Here is a 19,563-nt window from a genome sequence, read left to right on the forward strand (position 1 = left end):
TGTGGTGCGGTGGCGCCGGGCAGCAGTGCGGCGAGGTACAGCCTGCACCTGCACGCCACGTTGCAAAACCGGCGTCTACCGCGACAAGCCGTGGGGTGGTGCGGACGCCAGTCGTGCCGCCGGCGGTAGTGGTGCGTGCCGGGGGCAGGCTTCGAACGCCTGGATCACCAGCCCTGAAAAGCGCCGGGAGGCCTTCACCTGCGCAGCGGTCGTTGCGGCGTGAATCCCCTTGTTGGCCATGAGTATGAGAACCAGGTCGTCCAGGACGAAGTCAGACCGCAGGCGACCTGCTTCCTTGGCTCGCTGGGCCAGTTCGGCAACCGCCTTCACCGTGTACTCACGGCCTGCGGCGACGTCCTTCACCCCCGGATAGGTCGACAGGAAGGCTTCGGTGAAGCCCCGATCGCGGGCGTGCAGCTCACAGATCTTCTCGATCACCAGGCACAGGCCATGCCACGGATCAGGATCCGCGCACCCCTCGTCGACGATGGCGCGGCACGCGTCCAGCTGGTCCGCGAAGGCATCGGCGACCAGGATCTGCTTGTTCGGGAAGTGACGGTACAAGGTGGCAGGTCCCACTCCTGCACGCCGCGCGACCTCCCGCATCGGCACGTCCAGGCCGTCGTCGGAGAACAGCGCTCGGGCCGCTTCGAGGATGCGTTCGCGATTGTCCAGCGCGTCGGAACGCAACGTATGAGGCAAACGGTCGGTCACCGCTCTCACTTTACCTAAACGGACGGGGGCGTCCGTTACCGTCCTCGACGAAGAAGTTCTCGCGCTCGGGAAGTCCGAAAACCTGGAGACCACATTGAAGGCGATCTCGATCCGGACGTTCGGAAGTCCTGACGGTCTGGCTGTCGTCGACCTGCCGGTACCCGCACCTGCTGCCGGGCAGGTGCTGATCGCCACCGAAGCGGTGGGCGTCGGCGGTGTCGACACCGTGATCCGGAGCGGGGCTCTGGCCGCCTACGGCTTCAAGGAGGGCCACATCCCGGGTGGCGAGGTGGCGGGCACCGTGACCGCGGTCGGTGACGGCGTCGACGCGGCGTGGATCGGTCGACGGGTGTGGGGCTTCACCGGCACCGGCGGAGGCTACGTCGAACAGGCCGTCGCGCCGGTCGAGCAGATCCTTCCCCTGCCCGACAGGCTGTCCGCCGCCGCCGCGGTGACGCTCGGTAGTGCCGGTGCGGTGGCCCACTTCGGGCTTCGCCACGCCCGTTTCGTCCCCGGCGAGACGGTCCTGGTGCGTGGCGCGGCCGGCAGTATCGGGATCATGGCCGTGCAGCTCGCGGCTCGCGGTGGTGCCGCCGCGGTGGCGGTCACGACGTCGTCATCCGAGCGCGGCGAGCGGCTGCGGCGTCTCGGCGCGACCCACGTGCTGGACCGCTCCGGCGACGGAGGGGAAGCCGATCCCGCGGGCTATGACGTCATCATCGACGTTGTGGCCGGTGCGGACATGCCCTCGTTCTTCGACAGGCTCAACCCGAACGGCCGCATGGTGGCCGTGGGCGCTGTTGCAGGTCAGCCGCCCGCGGACTTCGGCACGAAGATCATGGCGGCGTTCCAGAAGTCGATGTCCTTCGCCGCTTTCAGCGCAGCCACCGTCACCCCAGCCGACCTGGCCGCCGTACGCGGCAAGCAGTTCGCCGCAGCCGGCCGTGGCGAGATCGAAGCAGTGGTGCACGAACTGCTGCCGCTGGACGAAGCTGTGCTGGCACACCAGAAGATGGACGCGGGTGAAGTCTTCGGCAGGATCGTGCTGACGCCGTAGCTCCGGGCTCCTTCCTCCGTGGGGCGCCAGACGCGAGGTTCTGGACCGGCTCGATCATCCTCCGGCACGCCGAACTGCTCGACCACGCCATCGGCGAACTGCGGGTGGCCTTCGGCACGGACCCGAGGGGCGCCCCGGCCGCCGACTGCGGCGGCGCCGTCCTGCTGCCCGGCCTGATCGGGGCCGAGCCCGGGCGCGAACGCCCGGCGCGCAAGACCGGGGGCCGGCCGCGCGGACGCGGACCCCTCCTCAGGCCAGGTGTGGCAGGAGGCGGGTGGCGTTGCGGGTGCTCAGCGCGCGCCAGGTGTCGTCGGCGGGCTGGTCGGCGGCGTCGATCGAGGCGATCTGGGCGAGGGAGCCGGCATCGTCCGCGTCCCCCCGCGGCCTGTGGCCTCTCCTCACCGCCGTGCTGACCCGCGTCGCCGGTCGCCGCTCCCGGATCGCCCGCACCCGCCGCGGTGCTGACCAGGTCCCCGAGTCCGCGGCGGCATCCGTTTCGCCGGACTCGCCCTGAGCTCTGGGGCTGTCCTTGCCGAAAGCCTCATCCGTGCAGGTCACCACCTGTGTGACCGTGCTTCGGCTGGGCGTGAAGTGCCGGGTATGCGAAGTGGGCGTCCAGGAACTCCCCGAGCGCGGTCCTGGACATCGGACCGTTCGCGATTGCCGTCGCCTCACCCCGGTCGATCAGAACGAAGGAGGGCGCGCCGGTGACGCCGTACCGCCGTACTGGGCCGGGGCACCTTGCGATGTCGGCCCGCACGACGATCAGCCGGCCCTGATAGGTATCGGCCACCTCCCGCACCAGGGGGTCCATCTCCTTGCAGGCTGCCGCGGCCTTGGGCCACACCCCGTGGAAGTACGCGAGCACCGGGACGTCCGCCCTCGCCAGGATGAACTCGAACTCGGCGTTTTCCTGGGGTTGATGGACCCTGCTTGCCATCGGCACTCCTCGACGCTCCACTCGATGCGAGGCAGCGGGTGCCTCCTTGTGTCTCCCGAGGGGCGGCGCGTACCACCCGTCAGTAGGCCTTGCGCACTCGGGCGGCCTTGCGGGCCTCCGCCATCGTCCGGGCCTCCGCGGCCTTGCGGGATTCCTTCGGCGGACGGCCCGCGCGGGTGCCCAGACCGTGGAACGCCGCGTTGCCGGTCTTCGCCCTGTCCTGCACCGGCGGGCGCTTCGCGCCTGTGATGCCGGTCAGCCTCTCCTCGCCGGAGCGAACCTGGGTGACCGTGGGCCGGATCCCGGCGTCCGACATCATCCGGTTCACGTCCCGGCGCTGGCCGGGCGTGACCAGCGTGACGACGCTGCCGGACTCACCGGCACGCGCGGTCCGCCCGCCGCGGTGGAGGTAGTCCTTGGGGTCGGAGGGCGGATCCACGTTGACGACGAGGTCCAGGTGCTCGACGTGGATGCCACGGGCAGCGACGTTGGTGGCCACCAGCACCGTGATCTCGCCGTCCTTGAACTGGGCCAGCGTGTGCGTGCGCTGCGGCTGCGACTTCCCGCTGTGCAGAGCACCCGCCCGTATGCCGCTGCTCCGCAGGTGGCGGGTGAACTGGTCCACACCGTGCTTGGTGTCCAGGAACATGAGCACGCGCCCGTCCCGGGCCGCGATCTCGGTGGCCGTCGCGTACTTGTCGGCGGGATGGACGTTCAGTACGTGGTGCTCCATCGTCGCGACCGAGCCTTCCGCCCGGTCCACCGTGGCGAGCACCGGCTCGCTCAGATAGTGCCTGACCAGCTGATCGACGTTGCGGTCGAGCGTCGCGGAGAACAGCATCCGCTGCCCGCCCGCGGGCATCCGGTCCAGGGTCTCCGAGACCTGCGGCAGGAAACCCATGTCGCACATCTGGTCCGCCTCGTCCAGCACCGCGATCCGCACCCTGTCCAGGTGGCAGTCCCGCCGGGCGACGAGATCGGCCAGTCGCCCCGGCGTCGCCACCACGACCTCGGCACCCGCCCGGAGCGCCGCCACCTGCCGGCTGATCGCCAGCCCGCCGACCACGGTCACCGAGCGTAGCCCGAGCGCCTTCGCGTAGGGGGCCAGCGCCTCGCTCACCTGCTGCGCGAGCTCCCTCGTCGGCACCAGGACCAGCGCGAGAGGGCGCTTCGGCTCGGCGCGCAGGCCCGCCGTACGTGCGAGGAGCGCAAGCCCGAAGGCGAGGGTCTTTCCCGAGCCGGTCCGCGCGCGGCCGAGGACGTCCCGGCCGGCCAGCGCGCTCGGCAGGGTGGCGGCCTGGATCGGGAACGGCTCCCGTACCCCGAGCCCTGCCAGCACCCTGATCAGCTCGACCGGCAGTTCCAGCTCCGCGAATGACCCGGCCGGCGGGAGGCCAGGCGCCGGCGTCCCCGGGATCGAGAGCTCGCCCCGCAGTGCCCTCTCCTGGTCGGACCTGCCGGGTCCGGAGCGGCCGGCGGCCGGCTGCTTCGCACTCATGGGGGTCCTTCCTCGTTTCGGCGCCCTGAACGGACCTGGGCACCTGCCCTGTCCCGGCGCGGGCACAGGCTGTCCGCGAGCGAACTCCGAGATTACCAGCGCGGGCCTCTCGCCGGCCGTCCCGCGGCCCGGCCCGCCCCCAGCCCGGGGGATCGTCACGCGCTGGAGGCCGCTGAGCCCCTCGACATCAGGGTTGCCCTTGCCGAGTGGCGCAGGGGTTCCTGCCGCAGGCGGCGGCCGGTGCAATGTGGCGGTCTTTCCCGATTCGTCCAGATTTTTGAGTGACCGGGGCCACAATAAGCAGTCACGAATAGCGCCGGCGCTCTCACTCCCGGTGAAAGCCGGGGGGCTGCTCTGTGATGCCTTCTATAGGGCGTGGGTCACATACCAAGCAGCTTAGTAACGACGGCCGCGATATTGCACGGGCTATCGGCCCTCCGTAATGCGACTACGAATGCGGACCGCAGTGGGGGTCTTTGACCCGGGATACCGCTACCTCCAACAATTCAGGGGTCCACTACGGAAGAGGTCATTTCTGATGCAGCTCCCCACGATCCCGAAGAAGCTCCCGACGTTCGCGAAGTTCAACCAGATGTCGAAGAGGCACAAGATCTCCGCAGCCGGCGCGCTCGCCGCAGCCGCGGTCGTGCTGACCGTCACCGGGCTGGAAGCGACCGCCGGAGCCGGTTCGGCGACCGCGGCGAGCGCCCCGACCGGGGTCTCCGCCTCCGCCGCTACGCACGCCGAGAAACTGGGCGTGCAGGAGGGTGCGGCGTCGCAGAAGTCTGCCCCGCAGCCGAAGAGCGACCTGGCCACGCAGCAGAAGACGCAGGCCAAGGGCGTCCTGGCCGCGCAGGCCGAGAAGCGGGCCGCTGACGCGGCGGCGAAGAAGCAGGCCGCTGACGTGGCGGCGAAGAAGCAGGCCGCTGACGTGGCGGCGAAGAAGCAGGCCGCCACCGAGGCGAACGAGCGTGCGAAGGCGAAGGCCGCCGCGAACCGCGCGACCCATCGTGCCCACGTGGCCGTGGCCAAGAAGACCACCACCGCGCCGAAGAAGGCGCACATCGCCGCGCACAAGCCGACCGCGAAGCACTACGCGAACAACCTGGACGGCTGGATCCGCCAGTCGCTCGACATCATGCACAAGAAGGGGATCCCCGGCACGTACGAGGGAATCCACCGCAACATCACCCGTGAGTCGAGCGGTAACCCGAAGGCGATCAACCTGTGGGACATCAATGCCCGCAACGGCATTCCCTCGAAGGGTCTGCTGCAGGTGATCGATCCGACGTTCAACACCTACCACGTGGCTGGTACGTCGCATGACATCTACGACCCGGTCGCCAACATCACCGCGGCCTGCAACTACGCCGCCGACCGGTACGGCACGATGGACAACGTGAATTCCGCGTACTGATCAGCGAACTGATCCGATCCGACCGGCGGAGGGCGGCGGGGCCTCAGGCCCCGCCGCCCTCCGGCGCTGCTCCTGCCGAAATACCATTCGCGCAGGTCAGGTCGTTCGCCGTACCCAGGTAGGTGGGTGTCAGACCACGGCGAGCCGGTCCACCAGCAGTTTCACCCTCGGTTCGGTGTCCTCCGGCAGCAGCCGTCGCGACCGGGTCAGGGTCGCCACCCCGTGCAGGGACGCCCAGAACACCTCGGTGAACAGTCCCGGGCCGACGCCGTCCCCAGTGACCTCGCCGAGGCACTCCAGCAGCGCGGCGAAGGCGTCCTTGAGAGGTTCCGGGGTGTCCTCCTGCGCGTACGCGAGACCGCCGTCGAGCTGGAAGAGGGCGTCGTAGACCGCCGGGTTGCGTGCGGCGAAGTCGAGATAGGCGCGGGCGAGGGCGTACACCCGGGCGCGCGGGCCGTCCGCGGCGGCGGTCGCGGCCCGCACCGCCGCGGCCATTTCGGTGGCGCCCTGGAGGGCGACAGCGCCGATGATCTCGCGCTTGCCGCGGAAGTGGCTGTAGAGGACGGGCTGGCTGTATTCGATCCGTTCGGCGAGCCGGCGGGTGGTGACGGCGTCCCAGCCCTGCTGCTCGGCGAGTTCGCGGGCCGTCGCCACGATGAGGCGCTCGCGCTCCGCCCGTTCGCGTGCCTTGCGTTCCTGTACCGACATGATTCGATCCTAGCAGTGCTAGACATGAGAGCGACAGTAGCGCTAGCGTTGCCTCATCAGCTAGCGACGCTAGATACCAGAAGGGGTCATCATGCTCAACGCGCTCGAGGTCGTCACCACCGTGGTCGTCGGCGTGATGGTGGGGGTGGAGTTCTCCGTCGCCTTCGTCATGAACCCGATCCTCAATGCCCTCCCGGAGGACAGTCGCCAACTCGGCCACGCCCACGGGGGTCGGATGCTCGGCGCCGTGATGCCGTTCTGGTACATCGGCTCGCTCGTCCTCGTCGGTGCCTGGGCTGTCGCCGGGTGGCACCACCACGGCGCCGGCCTCGTCGTCACCGCCGGCGCGCTTCTGGCCGTCAGCGTGGTCATGTCGCTTCTGCTGCTCGTTCCGATCAACAACCGGAACAAGACGTGGACCCCCGAGAACCGGCCCGAGGACTGGCAGGAGCAGCTGAACCGCTGGGAGCGCGGGCACTACGTCCGTGTCGCCGTCATCATCGGCGCCTTCGCCCTGCTGGTCGCCGCCCTCACGTGAGCCCACCGGCTCACCCGCCCGATCGTCAGCCGTAACCGCTCGGCCTCGTGCCGAAGTGCGGCAGCGCCACGTCCGTCCACATCCAGGACCGGAACGCCAACACACTGGAACTCCGCTGGTATCCGCAGGACGCGACACCCAGCGGCACCCGTTCACCGACAGCGAGAGGAAGTTCCGAAAATGGTCAAGCTGCAGAGTCTCGACCCGAATACGCCGATGTTCGCGCAGCTCAAGGAGAAGACCGGGCGCATCGTCATGGCCAACACCTTCGTCGTTCCGAAGGAGAGGGCTGAAGAGTTCCGGTCCCTCTTCCGCAGGCAGGCGGAGTTCATGATGGCTCAGCCGGGATTCGTCACCCTGCAGCTGCACAAGGGCACGGCGGACAGCCGGCTTGTGATGAACGTCGCGGTCTGGGAGTCGACCGAGGCCCTCGCCGCGGCGCTCGGCAGCCCGGAGTTCCACCGCATGGTCGCCGAGTTCCCCGACGACATCGAGTCGTATCCGCACATCTTCGAGCAGATCGACGTATGACACGGCAGTTGTAGCCGGGGGAGGGCAGCCGGAGAAGCCGCGCCCTCCCCCGGACAGTCACGCCTCCGCACCATGCCGGGCCGCCAGGACCGCCGGCGTGACGCCTGCCCGCGCGAGCACCCTGCGCACCGGGCTCTCGGTTTTCACTGTTGCAACGATTGACCCGCCCCGGGCGTGCCTCTACATTGCCCTCGCACGCTAGGAACTGAAACGTTTCACACTCTCTGGTGGATGTGCATGCGTCGGGCGCATGCGGTCTGCCCGGCACCTGCCGCCTGCGGCCACCACACGGAGGCGGTTCGAGAGAAGGAGTACGGCGTTGCACAGTGAATCGACGCACAACGGAAGCGTCACCGAGCCCGGCGTGGACCGGCTGCCGCTGAGCAGGCGGCGTTTCCTCAGCACCGGCTCGGGCGTGGCGGCGGGAGTAGTGGCCGCCGGCATGCTCGCGAGCCCCCATGCCGCTGCGGCCGCCCCGCTCAGCGCCCCGGCCACGCCGGTCGGCCTGTCGGGTGCCCACTGGATCTGGTATCCGGAGGGGAACCCGAGCGTCAGCGCCCCCGTCGCGCACCGGTACTTTCGCAGGGCATTCACGGTCCCGGCCGGGGCCGTCAGCGACGCGCAGCTGGTGGTCACCGGTGACGACGCCGTCGACGTGTGGCTCAACGGGCAGCACCTGGCCGCCTCCGCGCGTGCGGCGGACTCCTGGAAGAAGTCCCTCTACGTCGACCTGCGCCCGGCGCTGACCACCGGGGGCAACACGATCGCGATCGCCTGCAAGAACTCCGGCGGCCCCGCCGGCCTGGTGGGGCACCTGCACGTCGCGACGGGCGGGGGCACCACGGACCCGACCACCGACGGCAGTTGGCGCTGCGCGCAGACCGCGCCGAGCGGATGGGAGCAGCCTGCCTTCGACGACTCCGCCTGGTCGGCCGCGATGGATCTGGGGGCCTACGGTGTCGCCCCGTGGTACTCCGACGTGACAGCCCCGGACCTCACCGCCGCATCACCGCTCGGCGTCACCGCGCACACCGTCGAACACCAGACCAACCCTCTCGGCGTGGATACGGCCCAACCGCGCTTCGGCTGGGTCCTGGGCTCCGCGGCCCCTCAGCAGCACCAGGCCGGGTACCAGATCCAGGTCTCCTCGACGAGCGCCGGCAGCGCGGACATCTGGGACAGCGGCCAGGTCTCCTCCGCGCAGCAGATCGACATCGCCTACGGCGGCCCGGCTCCCAGCAGCCTGGTCCGCTACTACTGGCGGGTCCGCGTGTGGGACACGCAGGGCCGGGCCGGTGCCTGGAGCGACCTGCAGTGGTTCGAGACCGGCCTGCTCGACCCGGCCACCGAATGGCACGGTGCCTTCATCGGTCAGGCCGCGCCCCCGGACTTCTCCGGGGCGAGCTGGATCTGGTACCCCGAGGGGAACCCCGCCTCCTCGGCACCCGCCGCCACCCGCTACTTCCGTCGCACGCTCGCCTTATCCTCCGCCCCGGCGAGCGCGGTGCTGATGATCACCGCCGACGACACCTGGGACGTCTGGGTCAACGGCACCCTGGTCAGTTCCTCGCCGAGGGGCACCGACTCCTGGAAGGCCGCCGCACTGGTCGACCTCGCCGCGTTCCTGACGGCCGGGACCAACATCATCGCGGTGGCCTGCACGAACACCAGCGTGTCGCCGACCGGTCTGCTCGCCAAGCTGCTCCTGCCCGATGGCCGGGTCGTCTACAGCGACACGTCCTGGAAGGCCGCGCAGTCCGGGCCGACCGGCTGGAACGGCGCAGGGGTCGACGACAGTAGCTGGCCGGCCGCGATGAACGTGGCCGCGGCCGGGGGCGGCCCGTGGGGCACGCAGGTGCGCGTGATCACACCGTCTCCCATGCTGCGCAAGGGTTTCACGATCTCCAAGCCGGTGGCATCCGCGCGGCTGCTGACGACCGCGCTGGGCCTGCACGAGACCCGCCTGAACGGCGCCAAGGTGGGCTCGGACGCCCTGTCCCCGGGCTGGACCGACTACAACAAGCGCGTGCCGTACAAGGTCTTCGACGTCACCTCACAAGTCCGTCAGGGCTCCAACGCGCTGGCGGCCTGGCTGGGCAAAGGCTGGTACAGCGGCAACATCGGCTTCGCCGGCAGCCAGAAGTACGGCACGCAGCCCTGGTACTCCGCCCAGCTCCGGCTCACCTTCACCGACGGCACGACCCAGACCATCGCCACCGACGGCAGCTGGAAGACTGCCGCCGGCGCGATCCGGGCCGACGACCTGTACGCCGGGGAGACCTACGACGCCCGCCTGGCCGTCACCGGCTGGGACACGGCCGGGTTCGACGACACCTCCTGGACGGCGGTCACCGTCGCCTCGCTCGCGCTGCCCACCCTGGTCTCCCAGGTCGACGGAGGCGTCACCGTTCAGGCGGATTTCCCGCCCGTGGCCATCACCCAGCCGCAGACGGGGGTGTGGATCGCCGACCTCGGCCAGAACTTCGCGGGCTGGAACCGGCTCACCCTGGCCGGCCCGGCCGGCACCACGGTCACCCTGCGCCACGGCGAGGTCCTCAACCCTGACGGCACGCTCTACACCACCAACCTGCGCACCGCGCAGGCGACCGACCGGTTCACCCTCGCCGGCACCGGCTCCGCCGAGACCTACGAGCCCCGCTTCACCGTCCACGGCTACCGCTATGTCGAGCTCACCGGCCTCCCCGCCGGCTTCACCCCGACGACCGCCACCCTCACCGGCCGTGCCGCCTGGACCAGCGCCGCCCAGCTGGGCACCTTCAGCACCTCGAACTCCCTGGTCAACCAGATCCAGCACAACATCACCTGGGGCCAGCACAGCAACATGCTGTCCATCCCCACCGACTGCCCGCAGCGCGACGAACGCCTCGGCTGGACCGGCGACATCGCCGCGTTCGCCGCCACCTCCACCTTCAACCTGGACACGCACCGCCTGCTGGCCGAGTTCACCGACGCCCTGGTCGACGACCAGCAGTCCGACGGCGCGTTCACCGACGTCGCGCCCGCCGTCATCAGCGGCTCCGGCACCGCCGGCTGGGGTGACGCGGGCGTGATCATCCCCTACACACTGTGGCAGCGCTTCGGCGACCTGCGGGTCGCCGACCGGCACTTCACCGCCATGGCGGCCTGGGTCGACTACCTGCACAGCACCGCCGGCAGCAACCTCATCCGCAACCAGACGACGTACGGTGACTGGCTGAACGTCAGCGACGACACCCCGCACGACCTCATCTGCACCGCGTACTTCGGCTGGGCCGCACGCCTGGTCTCGCGGCTGGCCGCTGCCACCGGCCGCACCTCCCAGGCGACCTCCTACGGGCAGCTGGCCGGCCAGGTGGCGGCCGCCTTCGCCGGCCAGTACATCGGCTCGGACGGCTCCATCGGCACCAACACCCAGACCGGCTACGTCCTCGCCCTCGCCTTCGGCCTGGTCCCCGCCGCGCTCGTCCAGCGCTCAGCCGACAAGCTCGCCGCCAAGGTCGCGGCCGGCAGCGGGCACCTGACCGTGGGCTTCCTCGGCGTGGAGAACCTGCTGCCCGTGCTGGCCGACAACGGTCACGCGGACATCGCCTACCAGATCCTGCTGCAGACCGGCTATCCCGGATGGGGCTACATGATCAGCCGCGGCGCCACCACCATCTGGGAACGATGGGACGGCATCAAGACCGACGGCACCTTCCAGGACCCCGGCATGAACTCCTTCAACCACTACGGCCTGGGCTCGGTCGGCGACTTCCTCTACCGGCACGTCGCCGGGCTGGCCCCGGCCGCCCCCGGCTACCAGGCCCTGCTCATCGCCCCCAGGACCGGCGGAGGACTCACCTCGGCCGCCGCCACCTACCAGACGCCCTGCGGAACCGCCCGGAGCAGCTGGTCCATCGCGAGCGGCACGGTGACGCTCCAGGTCACCGTTCCCGCCAACGTCACCGCGACGGTGGTCGTGCCCACCTCCCGACCCGCCTCCGTCACCGCCCCCGCGGAGGCCGTGCCCACCGCGTCAGCCACGTACGACCTGCCCGCAGGCGCCTACACCTTCACAGCCACCGCCTGAGCCGCCGCCCTGATGCAGGTGCCGGCCCCGGACGGGCACGCCCGGGGCCGGCGCTGAGCTCACCCTCTGAGTCCGCTGCGGGCCACCACGGCCGAACGGTGGGCCGTGCCGCCGGTTTCTGCGTGGGGAGTCCCGGGCGCCGGCTGAGGCGTGCTGAGATCCGTGTCCAGACTGCCGGCGCATCGGCTCTGGCCGGCGTGGATGATGTCATCGGCAAGGACAAGGCCGGCTCCCGCCGGTCCTGCTCGCCGCGCCTCACGCGGGCACGTACGCCAGGGTGACGGCGCCGTTGCCGCGCTGGGTGACCGAGTCCAGGCGCAGGTTCACGCGCTTGCCCGGACGGAACAGCGGGGTCCCGCTGCCGAGCACGACCGGGTTGACGACGAAGTGCAGCTCGTCGACGAGCCCGTCCTCGAGCAGCGCCTGGGCGAGCCGGCCGTAGCCGTAGAGCATCAGGTCGCCGTCGCCCTGCGCCTTGAGCTCCCGCACGGCGGCGACCGGGTCGCCGGCGACGATCGTGGTGTTGTTCCAGTCCGCCTTCGTCAACGTGGAGGAGTAGACGTACTTGGGCATCTCGTGCAGCCGTTCGAGGTAAGGCCCCTGCGGGTTCCCCCACATCTGCACGAACAGCTCGTAGGTGTTCCTGCCCATCAAGAACGCATCACTCTTGTTCAGCGCCTCGAGCCACGCCGCGCCGGCCTCCTCGTCGGAGTACTCCCCGGCCCACACCTGCGGATCGCCGTGGACACCGTCCGCGGTGACCAGGCTGCTCACGACCAACTTACGCACGACGCGCCTCCTCCTGCTCGCGGCCCAGGCTGGTCCTGAACCCGCTCCTGTAGAAGAAGACTCGACCGGCCGCCGAAACGAACCGGCCCCGGACCGGGCATTTCAGGATCATCGGCTCCCGACGTCACCCGTCCGGTCCATGATCGGCCGGAAGCGTGCCGCCGGCCAGCAGCAGGCGGCCGAGCCGGGTGCAGGTGTGGCGGACTTCCTTGCCCTCGCGGACCGTGGCGACCAGCCCCGCCGCGCGCAGCGTCTTGGCGTGGGCGGAGGCCGAGCCGGCGCTGACGCCGAGGGTGCGGGCCAGCCCGGTGGTGGTGTGCGGGTCGGCCAGCAGGTGCAGTGCCTGCGCCCGTGTCGTCCCGAGCAGCCCGGCGAGCGGGTCGGCGCCGCGATCGGGCTCCGGCAGCAGTGGCAGCGGCGTCAGCGCGCTGTAGACCAGCAGCAGGGACCCGTCGGGATGCCGGGTCCGCAGCGGTACGCCGCGCCACAGCAGTGACGGCATCAGGGTCAGTCCCGCGCCTCCCACGTCCACCGTCGCGGTGCGCGGTCCCGGCAGCCGGAGGTCGGCTCCCGACCAGGCCGCGCCGGGAAACAGGCCGGCCAGCATCGCCCGCAGCCCCTGCTCCTGCTGGACTCGGCCGCGCCAGGCCACGTCACCGGCGTAGCCCTCGCGCAGTCGCGGCCACCAGGGTTCCAGCACCGCCCGCCAGCACTCGGCGAGCGAGGCGACCAACTCGCGCCACGCGGGGGCCTCGTGGTGTTCCACCGCGGACCTCCAGGCGCCGCCCGGGCGGGAGCGCCCCTGCCACAGCCGCTCCAGCTCCGCGGTCGTCTGCTGCCGGCTGACCGTGGAGACCTTGTCCAGCGCCTCGGACAGGTCGGCGATCGGCGGGTCGAGGAAGGTCGGGCCGAGGCCGTCGGGACGGAGCAACCCGGCCACACGTCCCACCGCGGACTCGGAACGCGTCGACAGACCGGTCACCGTCCTCCCGCGCCAGTGGGCGAGCGAGGGCTCGTGGCTGCCGGCGTGCAGTACCGCCAGCGCGAGGCCGGCCTCGATCAGCGGCGCGGGCTCGGGCGCGAACCGCACCTGCAGCAGATCCTCGATGGTGAAGCGCAGGCTGAGCATCGCCGTCCCCTCCCTGCCAGACGGTCGGCGCCGATGCCGTCGGCCCGCCTGGTCTCCGGCCGTACGGAAGGCTAGCCGCTGCCCGAACCGAGGGTTCTGCGAGCCCCTGGCCCTCGCTGCCCCGCTCGGCGCCGCGGCCGCGGCGAGGCGACGTTTCACCTCTCGCAGAAACGATCGACGACGACGGGCGTCGACAGGACGCTGGCCCTATCCGGCCGCTCGCCGGCCACGCAAAAGAGGGTGTGCGTCACGGAAGCCGGTCCATCCCGGCCGCGTATGCGCCCATCGACATGCCCACGGGGGGAAACCGATGTCAGGTTCAGAGGGTTCGTGCCCTGATCCCGGTCGCGCCGCGGATCTGGCCGAATTCATCACGGCGTTGAACGAGTACCGCCTGTGGGCCGGCGGACCGTCCTACCGTGCGTTGGCCAGGCGGGTCGGGCCGCTGCTCAGATCCACGCAAGGAGTCTCCCAGTCGACGATCGGCGACGTCTTCCAGGCGCGCCGCAAACGCCTGGACCTCGACCTCGTGGTCGCGATCGTGCGTGCGCTCGGAGCCGGCGAACCGACGGTGGCTCGCTGGCGTGCTGCCTGCGTGGCAGTGCAGGCGAGGGCGAAGAACGGCGGTCCGGCCGGCGTGTTCAGGCAACTGCCCCGCGCGCCGGCGACGTTCACGGGGCGGGAGAGGGAACTCGCCGGCATCCTCCGGGCGGCGCTGTCGCCGGCGGGAAGGCAGACGGCAGCCGTCTGCGTCATCGAGGGGATGGGCGGGGTCGGAAAGACCCAGCTCGCCCTTCAGGCCGCGCACACGCTGGTGCGGTCCGGGAAGTTCGCGGACGTCCAGCTCTACGTCGACCTGCACGGCGTCGACGCGAACCGGCCGCCCGCCGCGCCGGCCGAGGTCCTCGGCGGCTTCCTGCGCGCCCTGGGGGTGCCCGTTCAGCACATCCCGGACGGCGTGGTCCAGCGCGCCGCGATGTTCCGGGACCGTCTGCGGGGCAGGGCCGCGCTGATCCTGCTGGACAACGCGGCCGACGAGGCCCAGGTGCGTGACGTGATCGGATGCGACCCGTCCTGTCTGGTGCTGATCACCAGCCGGCGCAGCCTGGCGGGACTGGACGGGACGAGCGTGCATGTGCTCGACGCGCTCACGGTGCGGGACTCGGTGGAGTTGCTGGCGGCGACGGCGGGTCGGGAAAGGATTGCCGCGGAGATCGACGACGCCGTCCGCGTGGCGGAGTTGTGCGGCGGCCTGCCGCTCGCGGTCGCCCTGGCCGGGGCGCGGCTGCGGGCGCGGACCGGGTGGCGGGTGGCGGACGCGGCGGAGTATCTGGCCGAGGGCGGCCTGGACGCGATACGCGCCGGAGGCCGCGCCCTGCGACCGGTCCTCGATCTGTCGTACGCCCGGTTGCCCGAGCCGGCGCGCGGGATGTTCCGCCTGCTGGGGCTGCACCCGGGTGGCGACTTCACCCCGCGGACCGCAGCCGCCCTCGCCGGTGTCGACCCCGCGGTGGCCCGCGACCTGCTGGAGTGTCTGCAGGACGAACACCTCGTGCGGCAGGGGCACTTCGGCCGCTTCGGACTGCCCGACCTGTTACGCGTCTACGCCGCCGGTCTCGCCCGGGAGCGGCCCGAGGAGGCGGACGCCGCCGTGGCACGGCTCCTCGCGTTCTGCCTGCACAGCGCCCGCGCCGCCGGCCGGTTCCTCGCCCCGCCGGCCCGCCCGCTGGACGTCGCACTGCCGGCCGGCTGCACCCCGATGGCCTTCGCCGACCGGGCACAGGCCCTGCAATGGTGCGAGGAGGAACTCCCCGGCCTGCTTGCCGCGGTCCGGCTCGCGGCACAACGGGGTCATCACGCCGTCGCCTGGCAGTTGCCCGTCGTCCTGAGCGACTACCTCCTGCTGCACGGCAGGGCACACGACTGGGTCGGCGCCATGACGATCGCCGTCGAAAGCGCGCGCGCCTCGAACGACGTCCGCGGGGAGGCCGCGGCGCTGGACAGGCTCGGTATCGCCCAGGCCGTGACAAAGGATTACCCGGCCTCGCTGGAAACCCTCCGTCAGGCCTTCGCACTGCACACCGCACGCGGCACCGCACACGGAGACGTACGCGGCCGGGCGCTCACGACCGACCTCGCCGTCGTCCGCGACAGGGCCTGACCCGGGGGGCTCACCGGCGACACCGGTGAGCCCCCCGCGGTTCCAGCGGCCGTGGCAGCAGGGTGAACGGGGCAGATCTCTACGACGGTGTCCCCGGGGCGAGGTAGAACCAGTCCTCCCAGTAGTTCTCCCCGTGGGCGTTGCAGCCGTTCTCCGGGTACCCGTAGGTGTCCCCGTGGCCGCCGTCCAGGCACACGCGGTACTGGAAGTTGAAGTAGTTGAGATAGCCGGCCGCGCTCCGGGTGCTGGCCCACTCCTGATTGGGCGCTCCGTTGCAGGAGCGCGGAGAGACCTCCTTGCTGCCGACGACCCCGCCCGGGCCGACCTGGTCCAGAACCGTGAGGCACAGGTTCGTCGACGTGTTGCGGATCCGGACGTTCGCGTAGGCGTGGTTCGGGGCATCGGGGTAGACGGACTCGAAGTTCCACCAGCCGGCACCGCCCCAGTTCGGCCCGCAGTAGTCGATGAAGCTGCCGTTCACGTCGATCACGCACGCGGGACCGTCGTTGCTCTCCGCCACGTTGGCCAGTTGCTGATTCTCGACCATGATCGAGGCATTGGCCGTGCCCGTCACCCCGACCAGGGCGGTGGCCGTCATGGCGGCGACAACGAGTGCGGATCTGGCTAGGGCCTTCATGGTGCAGCTCCCCTTTTTGGCTGTTCGTGCGTCCGAGTGGTGGGTGCGACCACTGTGTTCGTGAGGGCTGCGGGGAGCCAGTTTTCCGGTCAAGCCCGGACAGGCGCCGTGTCCGGCCGGGCAACGGTCCGGCGGGCGGTCACCGTTCCGGGACCGAGCAAGAGAACGGACGGCCGGGCGAGCAGAAGGGAAGGCGAATTCGCCGTTGTTCATCGGCGATTTCGCGTGCCCTGCCGGCGGTCACGCAGCGACCGGACTTGACCGGAGAAATGGCTCTGCGCCGTGAACCGCGGACACACTCCCACTCGCAGAGAGCCGTTGCGCGGTGCTTGCGCGGAAACGGCGCTGCCTACGGCGCTTTCCCTCACCAGATCCCGCTGGAGCCCAGCCATGAACACGTACCGCGTCGCGCGCGTCCTGCGCCGCCTCCTCGCCGGTCTCGCCCTCTGCGCGATCTCCGCCGGCGTCGCCGCGTGCGGTGCGACGGCCCGGTCCCAGGTGAGCCAGAACCTTCCCGCACCCGCAGGCCCGTCCGGCGCCGCGCTGCCGACCACCGCGGGGACCGCGGCGGGGCCGCAGCCGCCCGCGGTGACGCACGCCCCGGCGACCGCGCCGGCAGGCGGGTCCGACCGGCGGATACCGGCGCCGATCCCGCCGTCCCGCCTCCCTCACCAAGAGGTCGCCCGCTGGCGCGCCACGGGCACCCTGGTCGCGATGCCGCTGTCGGCGGAGCACCGGGTGAGCCTGAACGAGTGCGCGAACGCGCCCGGTGTCACGGCCTGGCACGAGCAGGCATACGTCAGCGCCCAGCACACACCCGCTCAGGAGGACATCCTCAGCTTCCCGGACGCCGCCGCCGCCGCCACCGCCGCGACCGCGATCCAGTCCGGCATGCGCGACTGCCAGGCGACCTCGCAGAACCTGCAGCGCGGCTCCGCGCTCGCCGCCGACGCCCGGGTGACCCGGACCGCCCGCAACGAGGCCGGCGCCGCCTGGTCCCGCACCTGGAACGCCGTCGCCGGCCTCTCGGCCGCCGGACCGCAGGTCAACCACTACTACCTGATCCGGCACGGCAGCACGGTCGTCGTCGCCGCGTTCACCGAGTTCGGCGCGAGTCGCCCCGACGGATACGACGCGGCCGGCGACCCGGCCGTGCTCGCCATGCTCGCCGCCGACGCGGTGTCCTGAGCCCCCGCCCGGACCGAGCGCCTGGCCCCGGAACCGAAGGGGCGGGACAACGTAACCCGGCGGACAACCAGCCGATGTCAAGGAGCCCGATATCCCGATGTCCACACGCCTGTTCCACCGTTGGCGCGGTCGCCGCGGCCCGACCGGCCTCGCGCTGGCCGCCGTCACCGCCGCCCTGCTGTGCGTGGCGCCGGCCGCACACGCCACGAGTACTGTCGGCGGCCCGATCACCGGCGCCGAGATGATCACCCGAGCCCAGTCCTGGGTCACCGACAAGGTCCCCTACGACCAGAGCGCCTGGGCACCCGACCCGCAGGGCACCGAATACCGCGAGGACTGTTCGGGATTCGTCTCGATGGCCTGGCACCTCAGCAGGAGCCTGATCGTCACCGATCCCGCGCCCTACGACTTCACGAACGTCAACGGCACGCCCAACTCCGCCTACGACACCGGCATCGGGAGCTTCAGCAACCTGCAGCAGGGCGACGCCATGGCCTACCCGCACGAGCACATATGGCTGTTCGACAAGTGGACCAACAAGTCCACGGGGACGTTCACCTACTACGCCGAGAGCAACTCCAGACAGCCGACCCACGGCCCCACTTCGGCGAACATCCACAGCAGCAGCCTTGAGGGCTGGCCCACCAGCGGATACGTCGGGCTGCGCTACAAGAAGATCACATCGACCGTCCCCGCCGGGTTCGGTATCCGCATCAACGGCATCACCAGCGGGTCCACCGTGACGGGCACGGTCCAGCTGACGGCCACCGCGAGCCAGGAAGGCATCGTCGAGTACGTCAACTACGAGATCGCCGGCCCCGAGAAGCTGGAGATCCGCGCCCCCGGCGGTCCCACGTACCCGGCGACGCTCGACACGGCGAAGGTGCCGAACGGCAGCTACACCGTCTCGGTGAGCGCCCTGCTGACAGACGGCAGCACCCGGACGTTCTCCGCGACCCCCTTCACGGTCGCCAACAAGGGCAACGGGCGGTTCACCACCGCGCGCGAGGCCGACGGGCGCATCCGCGACTTCACGCTCAGCACGACGGACAACTCGGTCTGGACAACCGCGCAGAACAGCCCGAACGGCACCTGGCCGCAGACGTGGGCGCAGGTCGGAACGAGCGCACGGGACATCACGGCCACAGCCGAGGCCGACGGCCGTATCGTCCTGGTCGCCACCAGCCTGACCGACGACTCCGTGTGGTCGACCGAGGAGACCGCCCCCGACAGCGGTGTCATGGAGGCCGGTTGGGTCAGGATCGGGGGAGCGGCGAAGAGCCGGCCGACCCTCGCCCGGGAAGCCGACGGCCGTGTCGTCGTCTTCGACCAGGACCCGACGGACGGCTCCATCTGGATGGACGAGGAGACCGCGGTCAACTCCGGCTCCTACGCGCCCGGCTGGGAGAAGGTCGGGGATGCCGCCCTCGACGTCACCGTGTCCAACGAGGCCGACGGCCGCATGGCGGTCTTCGCCCGCAACGTCGTCGACGCGTCCGTCTGGTACGTCGAGGAGACCGGTGCCGGCACGGGGACGTTCTCACCGGACTGGGCACAGGTCGGTGGACCGGCCAAGAACCGCCCGTCGCTCGGCCGTGAGGGGGACGGCCGCATCGTCGTCGTGGCCCAGGACCCGAACGACAGCTCGGTCTGGACGACGAAGGAGACCGCGCCCGGCAGCGCCGCGTTCGACAGCGGCTGGACGCAGGTCGGCGGCGCGGCGAACGACCTCAGCGTCGGCAACGAGGGCGAGCAGCCCACCACGTCCGGTCCCGCCAGGGGGCGCATCGTCATCGCCGCCCGCAACCCCCAGGACAACTCCGTCTGGTATGTCGAGGAGACCGCCGACAACAGCGGCGCCTTCGCGAGCGGCTGGACCAAGATGGGCGGCCCGTCGTACATCGTCCCGATGCTCTCCAACGAGGCCGACGGCCGGCTGATCGCCTTCGCCCAGGACCCGACCACGTACGCCTACTGGGGCGATGACGAGACGGCACCCAACAGCGCCGCCTTCGCCCCCGGATGGGTGAGGATCTCGACCTGAGGGTCGACGCCTGACCCCCACCGGACCCTTCCCGGTGGGGGCCACCGGCCGCGCCGGGCGCCCGCGGCATCACCGCGGGTACGCCGAACTGCCGGGCGGGGACGGTCGATTGTGCTGGAGTTCGCTGCGCAGCCCCGAGCTGT

At 70.9% G+C, this 19,563-nt stretch carries 16 protein-coding genes; 8 read left to right on the top strand and 8 right to left on the bottom strand.

What is annotated here, in order from left to right; translation table 11 throughout:
* Positions 1-75 precede the first annotated feature (75 nt).
* Entirely contained in the window at positions 76-714 is a 639-nt protein-coding gene (locus tag NFU81_RS00460) for a TetR/AcrR family transcriptional regulator (protein WP_251483579.1), read from the bottom strand.
* A 94-nt stretch (positions 715-808) separates the two neighbouring features.
* On the opposite strand from NFU81_RS00460, the gene NFU81_RS00465 reads away from it, so the two are divergent.
* Positions 809-1,771 (top strand): zinc-binding dehydrogenase, encoded by a 963-nt coding sequence (locus NFU81_RS00465; RefSeq protein WP_251483581.1) that lies wholly within the window; start codon positions 809-811, stop codon positions 1,769-1,771.
* Between the two features lie 249 nt (positions 1,772-2,020).
* On the opposite strand, the gene NFU81_RS00470 is transcribed toward NFU81_RS00465, so the two are convergent.
* The 3 genes from NFU81_RS00470 to NFU81_RS00480 all read right to left on the bottom strand — a co-directional run bounded on the left by NFU81_RS00470 (position 2,021) and on the right by NFU81_RS00480 (position 4,209).
* Entirely contained in the window at positions 2,021-2,173 is a 153-nt protein-coding gene (locus NFU81_RS00470) for a hypothetical protein (protein WP_251483582.1), read from the bottom strand.
* Between the two features lie 139 nt (positions 2,174-2,312).
* On the bottom strand, positions 2,313-2,711 hold the full coding sequence (locus NFU81_RS00475; protein WP_308208242.1) for a thioredoxin family protein: 399 nt from the start codon (positions 2,709-2,711) through the stop codon (positions 2,313-2,315).
* Between the two features lie 79 nt (positions 2,712-2,790).
* On the bottom strand, positions 2,791-4,209 hold the full coding sequence (locus NFU81_RS00480) for a DEAD/DEAH box helicase (protein ID WP_251483584.1): 1,419 nt from the start codon (positions 4,207-4,209) through the stop codon (positions 2,791-2,793).
* 538 nt (positions 4,210-4,747) lie between these two features.
* Here NFU81_RS00480 and NFU81_RS00485 point away from each other — a divergent pair.
* Entirely contained in the window at positions 4,748-5,626 is an 879-nt protein-coding gene (locus NFU81_RS00485) for a transglycosylase SLT domain-containing protein (RefSeq protein ID WP_251483585.1), read from the top strand.
* Positions 5,627-5,755: 129 nt separating this feature from the next.
* On the opposite strand, the gene NFU81_RS00490 is transcribed toward NFU81_RS00485, so the two are convergent.
* Positions 5,756-6,334, bottom strand: a complete 579-nt coding sequence (locus NFU81_RS00490; protein WP_251483586.1) for a TetR/AcrR family transcriptional regulator — start codon at positions 6,332-6,334, stop codon at positions 5,756-5,758.
* A 91-nt stretch (positions 6,335-6,425) separates the two neighbouring features.
* On the opposite strand from NFU81_RS00490, the gene NFU81_RS00495 reads away from it, so the two are divergent.
* From NFU81_RS00495 to NFU81_RS00505, 3 genes are all read left to right on the top strand, one after another.
* Positions 6,426-6,872: an anthrone oxygenase family protein gene (locus tag NFU81_RS00495; protein ID WP_251483587.1), complete on the top strand. Its 447-nt coding sequence runs from the start codon at positions 6,426-6,428 to the stop codon at positions 6,870-6,872.
* A gap of 180 nt (positions 6,873-7,052) precedes the next feature.
* A complete protein-coding gene (locus NFU81_RS00500) occupies positions 7,053-7,403 on the top strand; it encodes an antibiotic biosynthesis monooxygenase family protein (RefSeq protein WP_251483588.1) in 351 nt (116 codons plus the stop codon).
* A gap of 319 nt (positions 7,404-7,722) precedes the next feature.
* The gene (locus NFU81_RS00505) at positions 7,723-11,472 is read left to right on the top strand and encodes a family 78 glycoside hydrolase catalytic domain (RefSeq protein ID WP_251483590.1); all 3,750 of its coding nucleotides are present in this window, start codon (positions 7,723-7,725) and stop codon (positions 11,470-11,472) included.
* Between the two features lie 255 nt (positions 11,473-11,727).
* On the opposite strand, the gene NFU81_RS00510 is transcribed toward NFU81_RS00505, so the two are convergent.
* Complete coding sequence (locus NFU81_RS00510) at positions 11,728-12,261, bottom strand: dihydrofolate reductase family protein (RefSeq protein WP_251483591.1); 534 nt, start codon at positions 12,259-12,261, stop codon at positions 11,728-11,730.
* A 124-nt stretch (positions 12,262-12,385) separates the two neighbouring features.
* Positions 12,386-13,390 carry an ArsR/SmtB family transcription factor gene (locus NFU81_RS00515; protein WP_251483592.1) on the bottom strand — a complete coding sequence of 335 codons (1,005 nt, stop codon included), beginning with the start codon at positions 13,388-13,390 and terminating at the stop codon, positions 12,386-12,388.
* Between the two features lie 379 nt (positions 13,391-13,769).
* On the opposite strand from NFU81_RS00515, the gene NFU81_RS00520 reads away from it, so the two are divergent.
* Complete coding sequence (locus tag NFU81_RS00520) at positions 13,770-15,551, top strand: ATP-binding protein (protein ID WP_251483593.1); 1,782 nt, start codon at positions 13,770-13,772, stop codon at positions 15,549-15,551.
* A gap of 79 nt (positions 15,552-15,630) precedes the next feature.
* On the opposite strand, the gene NFU81_RS00525 is transcribed toward NFU81_RS00520, so the two are convergent.
* Positions 15,631-16,188 (bottom strand): RICIN domain-containing protein, encoded by a 558-nt coding sequence (locus NFU81_RS00525; protein WP_251483594.1) that lies wholly within the window; start codon positions 16,186-16,188, stop codon positions 15,631-15,633.
* Positions 16,189-16,578: 390 nt separating this feature from the next.
* On the opposite strand from NFU81_RS00525, the gene NFU81_RS00530 reads away from it, so the two are divergent.
* Positions 16,579-17,376 (top strand): hypothetical protein, encoded by a 798-nt coding sequence (locus NFU81_RS00530; RefSeq protein WP_251483595.1) that lies wholly within the window; start codon positions 16,579-16,581, stop codon positions 17,374-17,376.
* 97 nt (positions 17,377-17,473) lie between these two features.
* A complete protein-coding gene (locus tag NFU81_RS00535) occupies positions 17,474-19,420 on the top strand; it encodes a DUF8189 domain-containing protein (RefSeq protein ID WP_251483596.1) in 1,947 nt (648 codons plus the stop codon).
* Positions 19,421-19,563: the final 143 nt, after the last annotated feature.

The sequence above is a fragment of the Actinacidiphila cocklensis genome, assembly GCF_907177275.1.
Lineage (GTDB): Bacteria > Actinomycetota > Actinomycetes > Streptomycetales > Streptomycetaceae > Actinacidiphila > Actinacidiphila cocklensis.